Origin of the sequence: Pseudoxanthomonas sp. CCNWLW251, from assembly GCF_037402255.1 — a bacterium.
In the GTDB taxonomy this organism is placed as follows: Bacteria; Pseudomonadota; Gammaproteobacteria; order Xanthomonadales; family Xanthomonadaceae; genus Pseudoxanthomonas_A.
On record NZ_JBBEGA010000002.1, the window covers coordinates 755,464 to 768,421 of the forward strand.

12 protein-coding genes are annotated in these 12,958 nt (G+C 67.0%); 5 read left to right on the plus strand and 7 right to left on the minus strand.

All coding sequences use genetic code 11. From position 1 onward, the window contains the following. Positions 1-5: 5 nt before the first annotated feature. Positions 6-953 (plus strand): AraC family transcriptional regulator, encoded by a 948-nt coding sequence (locus WBN46_RS10640; RefSeq protein WP_337731482.1) that lies wholly within the window; start codon positions 6-8, stop codon positions 951-953. 6 nt (positions 954-959) lie between these two features. Here WBN46_RS10640 and WBN46_RS10645 read toward each other — a convergent pair whose 3' ends face one another. After that, complete coding sequence (locus tag WBN46_RS10645; protein ID WP_337731483.1) at positions 960-1,790, minus strand: AraC family transcriptional regulator; 831 nt, start codon at positions 1,788-1,790, stop codon at positions 960-962. 123 nt (positions 1,791-1,913) lie between these two features. Between WBN46_RS10645 and WBN46_RS10650 the strand changes: the two genes are divergently transcribed. Further along, positions 1,914-2,342, plus strand: coding sequence for an organic hydroperoxide resistance protein (locus tag WBN46_RS10650; protein ID WP_337731484.1), 429 nt, complete (start codon positions 1,914-1,916; stop codon positions 2,340-2,342). Between the two features lie 41 nt (positions 2,343-2,383). Then, on the plus strand, positions 2,384-3,325 hold the full coding sequence (locus tag WBN46_RS10655) for an alpha/beta hydrolase (protein WP_337731485.1): 942 nt from the start codon (positions 2,384-2,386) through the stop codon (positions 3,323-3,325). A gap of 272 nt (positions 3,326-3,597) precedes the next feature. Here the strand turns inward: WBN46_RS10655 and WBN46_RS10660 are convergent, their stop codons facing one another. Genes WBN46_RS10660 through aspS form a run of 3 tightly spaced genes read right to left on the minus strand, consistent with a single transcriptional unit; the run spans position 3,598 to position 6,183 of the window. Beyond that, on the minus strand, positions 3,598-4,122 hold the full coding sequence (locus WBN46_RS10660) for a GNAT family N-acetyltransferase (RefSeq protein ID WP_337731915.1): 525 nt from the start codon (positions 4,120-4,122) through the stop codon (positions 3,598-3,600). Then, positions 4,119-4,415: a DNA primase gene (locus WBN46_RS10665; protein ID WP_175455731.1), complete on the minus strand. Its 297-nt coding sequence runs from the start codon at positions 4,413-4,415 to the stop codon at positions 4,119-4,121. Before WBN46_RS10665 ends, WBN46_RS10660 begins: the two co-directional genes overlap by 4 nt. Before the next feature lie 16 nt (positions 4,416-4,431). Next, a complete protein-coding gene (aspS, locus tag WBN46_RS10670; protein ID WP_337731486.1) occupies positions 4,432-6,183 on the minus strand; it encodes an aspartate--tRNA ligase in 1,752 nt (583 codons plus the stop codon). 165 nt (positions 6,184-6,348) lie between these two features. Between aspS and WBN46_RS10675 the strand changes: the two genes are divergently transcribed. Continuing rightward, positions 6,349-7,269, plus strand: coding sequence for a DUF3011 domain-containing protein (locus WBN46_RS10675; RefSeq protein ID WP_337731487.1), 921 nt, complete (start codon positions 6,349-6,351; stop codon positions 7,267-7,269). A gap of 171 nt (positions 7,270-7,440) precedes the next feature. On the opposite strand, the gene WBN46_RS10680 is transcribed toward WBN46_RS10675, so the two are convergent. The 3 genes from WBN46_RS10680 to WBN46_RS10690 are packed head-to-tail and all read right to left on the minus strand — an operon-like array spanning position 7,441 to position 10,324. Further along, complete coding sequence (locus WBN46_RS10680) at positions 7,441-8,058, minus strand: hypothetical protein (protein ID WP_337731488.1); 618 nt, start codon at positions 8,056-8,058, stop codon at positions 7,441-7,443. A 46-nt stretch (positions 8,059-8,104) separates the two neighbouring features. Then, on the minus strand, positions 8,105-8,419 hold the full coding sequence (locus WBN46_RS10685; protein ID WP_337731489.1) for a zinc ribbon domain-containing protein: 315 nt from the start codon (positions 8,417-8,419) through the stop codon (positions 8,105-8,107). Between the two features lie 54 nt (positions 8,420-8,473). Beyond that, positions 8,474-10,324: an ABC-F family ATP-binding cassette domain-containing protein gene (locus tag WBN46_RS10690; RefSeq protein WP_337731490.1), complete on the minus strand. Its 1,851-nt coding sequence runs from the start codon at positions 10,322-10,324 to the stop codon at positions 8,474-8,476. 203 nt (positions 10,325-10,527) lie between these two features. On the opposite strand from WBN46_RS10690, the gene WBN46_RS10695 reads away from it, so the two are divergent. Beyond that, positions 10,528-12,918 carry a TonB-dependent receptor gene (locus WBN46_RS10695; protein ID WP_337731491.1) on the plus strand — a complete coding sequence of 797 codons (2,391 nt, stop codon included), beginning with the start codon at positions 10,528-10,530 and terminating at the stop codon, positions 12,916-12,918. The last annotated feature ends 40 nt before the right edge of the window (positions 12,919-12,958 follow it).

Sequence of the window (12,958 nt, forward strand, 5' to 3'; positions counted from 1 at the left end):
ACGCCATGAACGACAATGCTTTTCCCGACAGCGTCGCGCAACTTCCGCGCCACGCACCGCAAGCGGAACTCGCCGACCGGATTGCCCGATTGGCGACCGACGACGGCGTGCATGCCACGGCCATCCCGTCGCTTTTCCTCATGCGCTTCAGCGAACCGCGGCCGTGCAGTGCCGTGCTGTACGAACCCCGCCTGTGCATCGTGGCGCAGGGCCGCAAGATCGCGATCCTGGCGGGCGAGACCTACCACTACGACCCGCTCCACTACCTGGTGGTGTCGATGACGCTGCCGGCACTGGGCCAGATCATCGAGGCCACGCCGGAGCACCCCTACCTGAGCCTGCGCCTGGACATCGACATGGACCAGCTGGGTGCGCTGATGCTCGAAACACCGGCTTCGCGCACGGCCGAAGCGGTGGACCGCGGCCTGTACTCGGCGCGCGCCAGCGGCGCCCTGCTCGATGCGGTGCTGCGGCTGATGCGGCTGCTGGAGGAACCGGAGGATGTGGGCGCACTCGCCCCGCTGATCCAGCGCGAGATCTATTACCGCGCGCTCACCGGCGACCTCGGCCACCGCCTGCGCGAACTGGTCACCGCCGGCAGCCGTTCGCACCGCATCGCCCGCGCGGTGCAGGCCCTGCGCGACCGCTTCCACGAGCCGCTGAGCATCGATGCGATGGCCGAGTCGCTGCACATGAGCGTGTCGTCGCTGCACCACCAGTTCAAGGCAGCCACCTCGATGTCGCCGCTGCAGTTCCAGAAGCACCTGCGCCTGCACGAGGCCCGCCGCCTGATGCTGGGCGAAGGCCTGGAGGCGAACACCGCCGCGCGCCGCGTCGGTTACGAGAGCGCCTCGCAGTTCAGTCGCGAATACAAGCGCCTGTTCGGCGCGCCGCCGCGTTCGGAGATCGTGCAGCTGCGTGCGCAGCCGGCCGCACGCCGGCAGGACGCCTGACGCGGCTCAGGCAGCCGCTCCGGCCTGGCGTTTCCATTCGCGCGGCGACAGGCCGCTGTGCGCCTTGAACGCACGCGACAGCGCGGCCTCGCTGCCATAGCCCACGTCGGACGCAACCACCTTCAACGGCTTGCCGCGCTGGAGCGCCTGCTGCGCCAGGCCCACGCGCCAGCCCTGCAGGTACTGGCCCGGCGTGATGCCCAGCGCCTCGCGGAAATGCGTGGCGAACACGCTGCGCGACATGCCCGCCACGCGCGCCAGCTCATCCAGCGTCCAGTCCTTCGACGGCGCTTCGTGCATGGCGACGATCGCGTTGCGCAGGCGCGGATGGGAGAGGCCGGCCAGCATGCCGCCCTTCACCTCGCCCGTTTCCATCAGCTGGCGCAGGATCTGGATCATCACCACTTCGAACAGCCGGTTGACCAGCGCGGTGCGCCCACAGCGCTGGGTGAAAGCTTCCTCGAACAGCAATGCCAACACGTCCGACGCGCCGAAGATGCCGTCCAGCGGCAGGCACACCACGTCCGGCAGCGCGGCACAGATCGGGTTCTGCGCGCCACCTTCGAACCGCAGGTTGGCGCACGCCATGTCCGCGCCTTTTTCCGCATCGCTGACAAACCGGTGCGACATCGCGCGCGGGTAGAGCAGCAGGCTGGGCTGGTCGATGCCCAGGGACGTGTTGCCGTGGAAGACCTCCAGCGGCCCACGCCGGATCAGGTGCAACTGGCCCACACCCGCCTCGCCTTCCAGCGTGTTGATGCCGCACAGCGCGCCGGCATGGAACACCTGCGCCGTGACCGAGAAACGTTCCAGCAGGACCGCCAGCCTGTCGACCATGAAGAAACTCCTGATCAAGTTTTCAGGATTCTACATCACCCTTCGTACTGCCTGGCGGCGCAAAGTACACCTCACCGGACGACACCCCGTCTGGACCACCCACTCACCAGAAGGAACACCGCCATGTCCGTCGAAAAGATCCTCTACACCGCCACCGCCACCGCCACGGGCGGCCGCGAAGGCCAGGCCACCTCGTCCGACGGCGTGCTGGACGTCAAGCTGTCCACCCCGCGCGAACTGGGCGGCGCCGGCGGCGACGGCACCAACCCCGAACAACTCTTCGCGGCCGGCTATTCGGCCTGCTTCCTCGGCGCGCTGAAGTTCGTCGCCGGCAAGCAGAAGGTCGCCCTGCCCCCCACGACCACCGTCACCGGCAAGGTCGGCATCGGCCAGATTCCCACCGGTTTCGGCATCCAGGCCGAACTGACCATCGCCGCCCCGGGTGTCGCCCGCGAGCAGCTGCAGGCCCTGGTCGACGCCGCCCACATCGTCTGCCCTTACTCCAACGCCACGCGCGGCAACATCGACGTGACGCTGGTGATCGCCGACTGACCTTCCTTCCTGACCCACCACCCCTCGCAGGAACCGACACCATGAACGCCTTCACCCGCACCCTCGCCGCCACGCTGCTGGCCGTCGCCACCCAGGCCAGCTTCGCCGCGCAGCCCGCATCCACCACCGCCCCGGTCGCTGTCGAACGCACGGCGAGCTACATCACCACCGCCGATGGCGTGCACCTGTACTACAAGGACTGGGGCCCGAAGAACGGCCCGGTCGTCACCTTCAGCCACGGCTGGCCGCTGTCCTCGGACAGCTGGGAATCGCAGATGATCTTCCTGGCCTCCAAGGGCTACCGCGTGATTGCGCACGACCGCCGCGGCCACGGACGCTCCAGCCAGCCGTGGGACGGCAACGACATGGACCACTATGCAGACGACCTGGCCACCGTGATCAACACGCTGGACCTGAAGGACGTCACCGCGGTCGGCTTCTCCACCGGTGGCGGCGAAGTGGCGCGCTACATCGGCCGCCACGGCACCGGCCGGGTCAAGAAGGCCGTGCTGATCAGCGCCGTGCCACCGCTGATGCTGAAGACCGCCGACAACCCGGGCGGGCTGCCGATCGAAGTGTTCGACGGCATCCGTAACGGCTCACTGGCCAACCGCTCGCAGCTTTACCTGGACATCGCCTCCGGCCCGTTCTACGGCTTCAACCGCCGGGGCGCGAAGGTGTCGCAGGGCTTGATCGACAGCTGGTGGGCACAGGGCATGCAGGCCGGCCACAAGAACACCTACGACTCGATCGCGGCGTTCTCGGCCACCGACTTCCGCAGCGACCTGAAGAAGTTCGACATTCCCACCCTGGTGATCCACGGTGACGACGACCAGATCGTCCCCATCGACGCCTCCGGCAAGGCCTCGGCCAAGCTGATCAAGGACGCCCACCTGATCGTCTACCCCGGCGCCCCGCACGGCCTCACGGACACCCACAAGGACCGCGTCAACCAGGACCTGCTGACCTTCCTGCAGAAGTAAGCACAGCTCCACCAACAGCAACGGCCGCTAACGCGGCCGTTTGCTTTTGATTTTCCTGCGTCGATGCGCCAGCGAGCCGACCAGACCCGAAGGGCGGCGGGCAGGACGCCCGCCGTTTTCCGATTCGCCAGGAAGGCGAACCGGAAAATCCACATAGCGCCCGAGTTATGAGATTGCTTCGTCGGGAAAAGCGCTTTCTTTTGGTAACTTTTCTTTGCGCTTACAAAGAAAAGTTGCCCGCTGGCCCGCAGGGCTAGCGGAATGCTTTTGCGTCAGCCGAATGAAGCATCCCGCCGCAGGATGAACTCATCATCCAGCGTCTTCCCCACCGCAAACTTGTACCCACCCACGCGCGAGAACCCCTGCCGCTCATAAAACCGCTGCGCGCCGAAATTCTCCGACCACACCCCGATCCACACCGTCCGCGGCCCATCCTTCATCAACCACCGCTCGACTTCCGCGAACAGCTTCCCGCCCCACCCACCATTCTGGTGCGACGCCAGCACATACAACCGCTTCAGCTCACCATCACCGACCTGCACCTCCGGATGCGGCAACCCGCACGGCCCGGCGGCGGCATGACCCACGGCCACACCGTCGTCTTCCAGCAACCACACCGCGTAGTCCGGGTGAGACAGGATCGTCCGCTGCTTGCCCACCTCGTAGGCATCGGCGAGGAACGCCGCCAGATCCTCGGCGGGATACAGATGGCCGAAGGTCTCGGTGAACGTGCGCGACGCCAGGTCCGACAGCACGGCAGCGTCATCGACGGTGGCGCGACGGATCCGCACGCTCAGGCGTCCTCTTCTTCCTCTTCGTCTTCGTCCGCCTCGTCTTCCTCGTCGGCGTCCTCGTCTTCTTCCTCTTCGTACTCTTCTTCGTCTTCTTCTTCGTAATCGTCTTCGCCGAAGTCCTCGCCGTCCCAGCGGCCCTGGCCGTCCGGCACGAACGTCACCGCCATCGCCGCCGGCGACGTGCCGACGCGCACCAGCCAGCCACCGAACACGCGCGCGCGTTCCGTCACCAGCGCTGCATCGGCGCCTTCATTGCCCAGGCGTTCCCACTCCAGCGAAAAAGCAACTTCCGTCATTTCTTGGTTCTCTCGATCAGTCTTTCTTGGGGCGCACTTGAATGTGCACTTCCGCCAGCTGCTCATCCGGGATCGGCGACGGGGCGCCGGTCATCAGGCACTGCGCGGTGGTGGTCTTCGGGAACGGGATGACGTCGCGGATCGACTCCGTGCCGGCCATCAACGCCGCGATGCGGTCGATGCCGAACGCGATGCCGCCGTGCGGCGGCGCGCCGAAGCGCAGCGCGTCCAGCAGGAAGCCGAACTTGGCTTCCGCTTCTTCCGCGCCGATGCCGAGCAGCTCGAACACCGTGCTCTGCATCTCGGGGCGATGGATGCGGATCGAACCGCCGCCGATCTCGTTGCCGTTCAGCACCATGTCGTAGCCGCGCGATACCGCCGTCTTGGCGTTCGCGCGCAGGTCAGCGATGTCGTCCACCGCGGGCGCGGTGAAGGGGTGGTGGAGCGCGACGTAGCGCTGTGCTTCGTCGTCGTACTCGAACATCGGGAAATCGGTGACCCACAGGGGCTTCCAGCCGTCCTGCACCAGGCCGAAGTCCTTGCCGGCCTTCAGGCGCAGCGCGCCCATGAAGTCGCTGACCTTGTTGTAGCCGCCCGCGCCGAAGAACACGATGTCGCCGTTGCCGGCGCCGACATGCTTCACCAGCGCCGCGAAGGCGTCTTCGGCGAAGAACTTCTGGATCGGCGAACTGACCGCGCCCGCCTCGTCGATCTTGATGTAGGCCAGGCCTTTCGCGCCGTACTTGGCGGCATGCGCGGCGTACTCGTCGATCTGCTTGCGGCTCAGCGACGCCCCGCCGGGGATGCGCAGCGCGGCCACGCGGCCGTCCGGATCGTTGGCCGCACCGGTGAATACGGCGAACTCGCTGGACTTCACCAGCTCGGCCACGTCCACCAGCTCCAGCGCGATGCGCAGGTCCGGCTTGTCCGAACCATAGCGACGCATCGCCTCGGCCCAGGTCATGCGCGGGAACTGTGCATCCAGCTGCACGTCCATCACTTCGGCGAAGATGTCGCGGATCATGCCTTCGACCGCGTCCTGCACGTCGCGCTCGCGCACGAAGGCGAACTCCATGTCGAGCTGGGTGAACTCCAGCTGGCGGTCGGCGCGCAGCGCCTCGTCGCGGAAGCAGCGCGCGATCTGGTAGTAACGGTCGAAGCCGGCCACCATCAGGATCTGCTTGAACAGCTGCGGCGACTGCGGCAGCGCGTAGAACTCGCCCGGGTGCATACGCGCCGGCACCAGGAAGTCGCGTGCGCCTTCCGGCGTGGCCTTGGTGAGGATCGGCGTTTCGATGTCCTGGAAGCCGCGCGCGTCCAGCCAGCGGCGCAGCGCCTGCACCAGCTTGATGCGGGTGCGCTGCTTGCGCTGCATCTCGGGCGTGCGCAGGTCGAGGTAGCGGTACTTCAGGCGGATGTCTTCGCCGGGGTTCTCGTGCGCATGGAACGGCAGCGGCTCGGCCTTGTTGAGCACGGTGATCCTGGTGGCGATCACTTCCACCTGGCCGGTGCGGATCTTGGTGTTGACGGCTTCGCGCGCACGCACGACACCCTCGACCTGCAGCACGTCCTCGTAGCCCAGCGACGCGGCGACCTTGAACACCTCGGCATTGGACGGGTCCACGGTCACCTGCACGATGCCCTCATGGTCGCGCAGGTCGATGAAGCACACGCCGCCGAGGTTGCGGGCGACGTCGGTCCAGCCGCACAGGGTCACGGTCTGGCCGATCAAGGCCTCGTCGACGAGGCCGCAGAAATGGGTACGCATGGGGGCTCCACAGGTCGTCCGGCAGTGCCGGAAGGTTTCAAAACAGCCACTGGCTGGTCAAGCCGGCTAGTTTACCCCGTCATCCGCCCGCCTACCCTCCCGGCCTTCCCTGCATGGCCTTAACGGCTCCGGCGTATGCTGGCGCCTCCCTCGGAGGGTACCGCCATGAAGAAGCCGTTGTTGCAGTCCGTCCTCGTACTGTTGCTGGCCTTCATGGCCGGCAGCGCGTTCGCCCAGGTCGGCACGCGGGCCTACGCCCCGGAAGACCTGCGCCAGTTGTCCGTCCAGGACCAGACGCGCGTGATCAGCCTGGAATACTCGGAGCAGTCCCGCGGTCGCCGCATCCCGGACGACCAGCTCCGCTTCTACCTCGACCAGGTCAACCGGTCCCGTTGGACCTTCAGTCGCATCAAACAGGACATCGCCCAGTCGCTCGGCGGCAACAATGGCGGCTGGAATCCGAATCCACCCGCCAACGGCCAGGTCACCTGCGAAAGCAAGGACAACCGTCGCCGGGAATGCCGGACCGGTTTCCGGCGCAACGCCGTGCTCGCGCAGAACCTCTCGAGCACCCGCTGCGTGGAGGGCCAGAACTGGGGCAGCGGCAATGGCGTAGTCTGGGTGGATCGCGGCTGTCGCGGCCGTTTCACCGAAGGGTCGGGCGGAGGCTGGGGCGGTTCGGGCGGCTCCACCGTGGTCTGCGAAAGCGCCAACAATGCCTACCGCGAATGCCGTACCAGCTTCCGCGGACGCGCGGTGGTCCAGCGCAACCTGTCTTCGACCCGCTGCAACGAGAACCAGAACTGGGGCCAGCGCCAGGGCATGATCTGGGTGCGGAGCGGCTGCCGCGCCGAGTTCCGCGACTCGGGCAACGGGTGGGGCGGTGGTGGCAACAACGGCTACACCATTACGTGCAGCAGCGACGACAACCGTCGCAAGACCTGCGCCTACGACCCACGCCAGGGCCGGCCGATCCTGCAGCAGCAGCTGTCCAACACCAGTTGCCGCGAAGGCTACAGCTGGGGCTACTCCGGCACCCAGGTGTGGGTGGATCGCGGTTGCCGCGGCCGTTTCGGGCCACGCTGACATCCGGTCATTCGCCCCCTTCAAGGCAAGCGACGACAGCAGCAACATCGATTTGGGTCCCGGCTTTCGCCGGGACGACGAAAGTGCACAACACCTCTTACCGTCGTCCCAGCGAAAGCTGGGAACCCTTTCGGCTCCCGCCTCTCCCGCCTGGCGATGGGGCCGGGCGCCTCATCCGCCCTCGCCACTGCCCCACGGCGCCGGTGGCAGGGTCACCGGCGTGGTGAGGTCGAACTCCACCCGGAACAGGCGGCCATTCGGCCGGCTCAGTTCATAGACGAAGGTCTTCGCGGGCACCAGTTCCATGGCCCAGGTGTTGTTGAGCGAGGCATTCAGGCCTTCGCGCTTGAACATCGCCACCGATTCGGCATCCACGGGAAACGCCTGCCGCTGCGCCGTGCCGGCATCCACCGTGCCTCCACCGTACATCGTCACCGCGTCCGGACTGCCGTCTTCGTGGCGATGGTCATGCTTCAAACGCAGGCCGGCCGTCGTACGCGTGACCACCCAGGTGCGCGAGTGGTCGTCGCCGACATGGAACGGCACGCGGATCTCGCGCGCAGGGTCATCGCAGCCACGTACATGCATCACCAGCGCCTTGCCCTCGAACGCGTCCGGCGTGGTCGACGCGGGCTGGTTGGCGGTGATACGGCCCGCATAGGCCTTGCCGCACTGGGCCCCCAGCGCAGCGAGGAAGGCGTCGGCAGGCGTCGATGACGACGCGCCCGTGGATGACGTGGCGCAGCCGGCGACGGACAACGCAGCGAACGCGAGCAGGGTCTTCTTCATGGCATCCCTTCATTTGCAGGAAGGGATGCACCTTACACCGCCGGCCTCAGGTCGAGGACGTCGACGACGGCGTTGCAGGCTTGGCGTCGGTCTTCGCAGGCGACGACTCGGCAGGCTTGGACTCGCTGGAAGGTTTGGCGCCTTCGCCACCGTCGGCCAGGTTGCGCTTCTTGTCGCCGTCCTTCTTGAAATCGGTCTCGTACCAGCCACTGCCGGCCAGCCGGAACGATGGCGCCGTCAACTGCCGTTTGACCGTCTGCGCGCCGCAGGACGGACAGGTATCGGGGTCGGGATCGGACAGCTTCTGCAGTCGGTCGAAACTGTGGCCGCACTGGGTGCATTCGAAAGCGTAGATGGGCATGGGAATGATGGGCCGAGCGGACGGGGGGTGGTGTGGGGATGCCAGGTGCGCGATTCAAGCGTCGTCGTACAACGCCGACCAGGCCTGCTCCGCCTTGGCCAGTTGCTGCTGCAGCGCCTCGCGGTCCCGGCCCAGTCGCGCGGCCAGGTCGGCATCGGCATAGGTTTGCGAATCCGCGAGTTGCGCGTCCACGTCCGCCAGCTTTCCTTCCAGTTCCGCGACTTTCGCTTCGGCCTCGGCGAGTTTGACGGGATTGATCTTGCGCGACGGTGCCGGCACGGACTTCGGCGGCGGCGCAGGCTCGCTGCGCAGCGGCTTGCTGCCCTGCGCGGAGGCACGCGTGCGCAGCCAGGCGGCGTATTCGTCCAGGTCGCCGTCGAACGGCTCGACCACGCCATCCGCCACGCGCCAGAACGTGTCGCAGACCAGGCCGATCAGGTGGCGGTCGTGCGAGACCATGACGATGGCACCATCGAAGTCGCTGAGCGCTTCGGCCAGCGCTTCGCGCATTTCCAGGTCGAGGTGGTTGGTGGGTTCGTCGAGCAGCAGCACGTTGGGCTGCTGCCACGCGATCAGCGCCAGGGCCAGGCGCGCGCGCTCACCGCCGGAGAAGCCATCGACCGGTTCGAACGCGCGGTCGCCGGGGAAATTCCATTTGCCGAGGAAGTCGCGGAACGACTGGTTGCTGGCGTCCGGCGACAGATCGCGGAAATGGTCCATCGGCGACTGGCCTTCGTGCAGCGATTCCACGGTGTGCTGCGCGAAGTAGCCGATCCGCAGGTCCGGGTGCGCCATGCGGTCGCCGGCCAGCGCGGGCAACTCGCCCACCAGTGTCTTCACCAGCGTGGTCTTGCCGGCGCCGTTGGGGCCGAGCAGGCCGATGCGCTGCCCCGCTTCCAAGCCGAAGCCGACGTTGTGCAGGATCACCGCATCCGGCCCATAGCCGGCTTCGACATGATTCAGGCGGATCAGGGAGAACGGCAGCTTGGCCGGCTCGGCGAACTCGATGCGGAACTCGCGCTCGGCGCGCACCGCCTCGGTGCCGGCCAGCTTGGCCAGGCGCTTCATGCGGCTCTGCGCCTGCGCGGCCTTCGAGGCCTTGGCCTTGAAGCGGTCGATGAAGCTCTGCAGGTGCGCGCGTTCGGCCTGTTCCTTCTCGTGCGCGATCTGCTGCTGGCGCAGCTGTTCGGCGCGCTGGCGCTCGAAGTCGGTGTAGCCGCCGGTGTACAGCTTGGCGCCGCCGCCGTGCAGGTGCAGCGTGTGGGTGGCGACGTTGTCGAGGAACTCGCGGTCGTGCGAGATCAGCAGCAGCGTGCCCGGGTATTTCAGCAACCATTGCTCGAGCCACAGCACCGCATCCATGTCGAGGTGATTGGTGGGTTCGTCGAGCAGCAACAGGTCGCTGGGCATCATCAGTGCACGCGCCAGGTTCAGGCGCACGCGCCAGCCACCGGAGAACGACGACACCGGCCGGTGGTGCGTATCGGCCGGGAAGCCCAGCCCGTGCAGCAGCTTGCCGGCGCGCGCCTCCGCGTCGTAGGCGCCGATCTCCGCCATGCGGGTATGCGCGTTGGCCACCGCCTCCCAGTCCTCGCGCGCGGTGGCGTCGGCTTCGGCCTGCAGCACGGCGGCCACCTCGGTGTCGCCCCCGAGCACGAACGACAGTGCCGGATCGGGCAGCGACGGGGTTTCCTGCGCCACGCTGGCGATGCGTACCTTGCCGGGCAGGTCGAGGTCGCCCTTGTCGGCTTCCAGTTCGCCCTGCACGGCGGCGAACAGGCTGGACTTGCCCGCGCCATTGCGGCCGACCACGCCCACGCGGTAGCCCGCATGCAGGGTCAGGTCGACGTTGGACAGCAACAGGCGCTCACCGCGGCGCAGCGCGAAATTACGAAGGGAGATCAAGAAACAACCTAAGGGGATTTGGGGGGAAGCGGCCGCGTAGTTTATCGATAGCGCCTCTGTCCACAGTTGTTAAGAAACCATTGACATCCATGTCATGGCCCTGTAACCAGAGTCTGTAGCGCCTAAGTCCATGGTTTCAAAGGAAACTTTGCAAGCCCTGATCCACTTCAAGCATCACTTCGCAGTCCTTCCCGGAGCCCCCCATGACCCGCAAGCTGTCGCCCCTGACCTTCGCCATCAGCCTGGCGCTGGTCGCCCCCGCCGTATTCGCCCAGGAATCCGCCCCTGCCGAGGCGCGCACGCTGGACACCCTGATCGTCACCGGCACGCGCGTCTCCGACCGCACCGTCGCCGAATCGCAGTCGCCGATCGACATCATCACGCCGGAGGCCCTGCAGGCGACCGGCACCACCGAACTCGCAACGGCACTGGCACGCGCCCTGCCCTCGCTGAACTTCCCGCGCCCGGCCGTCACCGACGGCACCAGCGGCGTCCGTCCGGCGCAGCTGCGCGGCCTGTCGCCGGACCAGGTGCTGATCCTGGTCAACGGCAAGCGCCGCCACATCTCGGCGCTGGTCAACGTCAACGGCAGCATCGGCCGCGGTTCGTCGGCGGTGGACCTCAACGCCATCCCCGTGTCGGCGATCGAACGCGTGGAAGTGCTGCGCGACGGCGCTTCGGCGCAGTACGGTTCCGATGCCATCGCCGGTGTGGTCAACATCGTGCTGAAGGGCGCAGGCGAAGGCGGCCGCCTGGCGGTGGATGTGGGCGGCTATTCCGCCGGCGACGGGCGCAGCACGCAGCTGTCCGGCGATACCGGGGTGTCCTTCGGCGGCGGTCGCGGCTTCGTGCACGTCGCGGGGCAGCTGACCCAGCAGGACGAAACCAACCGCGCCGGCCCCTACCAGGGCACCGCGCCCAACACCGGCAACAATCCCGCCATCGGCACGGTGGCCTTCGTCTACGGTGATCCGCAGGTGGATGCCGGCGCGGTGTCGGCCAACGCAGGCTTCGACTTCAGCGACAACGTCAGCGCCTACGCAACCGCCATCGCCAGCAACCGCGACATCGTCTCGTTCGCCTTCTACCGCTCGATCGGCCACAACGCGCTGGTGCCGCAGGTGTATCCGGAAGGTTACGTGCCGGAGATCAACCAGCTCTCGCAGGACCGCTCGCTGGTGGCGGGCGTCAAGGGCGACACCGAAAGCGGCTGGAAGTGGGACGTCAGCTACAACTACGGCTACAACCATTTGAAGTTCCACACCCAGAACAGCATCAACTACAGCCTGGGCGCGACCAGCCCGCGTCGCTTCTACGACGGCGCGCTGGAGTACACCCAGAACGTGCTGAACGCCGACATCAGCAAGGCGCTTGAGATCGGGCTGGCGTATCCGGCCACGCTGTCGTTCGGCGCGGAGTACCGCGAGGAGAAGTGGAACCAGTCGCCTGGCGAACTGGCCTCCTACACCGGCAGCGGCGCACAGGGTTTCGGTGGCTTCACACCGGCCAACGCGGTGCATTCGGACCGCGACAGCTATGCGGCCTACGTGGGCCTGGAAGCCGACCTGACCGAGAAGTTCTCGGCCGGCATCGCCGGTCGCTACGAGGACTATTCCGACTTCGGAAGCGAGGTGTCGGGCAAGCTGTCGGCGCGCTATGCCTTCACCGATGCGGTGGCGCTGCGCGCGACCGTGGCCAGCGGCTTCCGCGCGCCGGCGCTGGCGCAGCAGTACTACCAGGTGGTGACATCGCAGTACAACGCCACCCTCGACCGCTTCTTCGAATCGGGCACGTTCCCCGCCACCGGCCCTGTCGCGCAGGCGCTGGGAGCCGATGCGCTGACCGCCGAGACCTCGCTGTCGTACGGACTTGGCCTGGTGCTGCAGCCGGTGGACCGCCTGTACGTCACCATCGATGCGTACCAGATCGACATCGATGATCGCATCGTGCTGTCCTCCAACCTGCTGCTGGGCGGCAACGCGGCGGCGCAGGCGCTGCTGGCCAGCCTCGGCGTCAATGGTGTCACCAGTGCGCGCTACTTCACCAACGCGGCCGACACCCGCACGCGCGGCGTCGACGTGATCGCGCAGTACACCGTGCCGCTGGCCAACAGCAGCCTCGCCCTGACCGCCGGCTACAACTACAACAAGACCGAGATCCAGCGCATCGCACCGAATCCACCGGAGCTGACCGCCCTGGGCGCGAACCTGTGGCGCATCGGCCGCGATGAGCAGGGCCGCATCGAGGAAGGCTATCCGCGTGACAAGACCACGCTGACGGCGGCATGGAACCTGGCACGCTGGGACTTCACCTTCGGCGCCACCCGCTACGGCGAGTTCACCACCCGCGTCAGCGAGACCGGCAATCCGGTCAACGACCAGACCTACGGCGCCAAGTGGATCCTGGATGCCTCGACCAGCTACCGCCCGAGCGAGAACTGGACGCTGACGCTGGGCGCGGACAACCTGCTGGACGAGTATCCGGACCGCACCATTTTCCCGAACTCGAACAGTGGCCAGTTCCCCTACAGCAGCCAGTCGCCGGGCGGTTTCAACGGCGCGTACGTGTACGGGCGCATCGCTTACACGTGGTAACACGCTGCGTTGCCTGATGCACCCGGAACGCCCCGCCCCG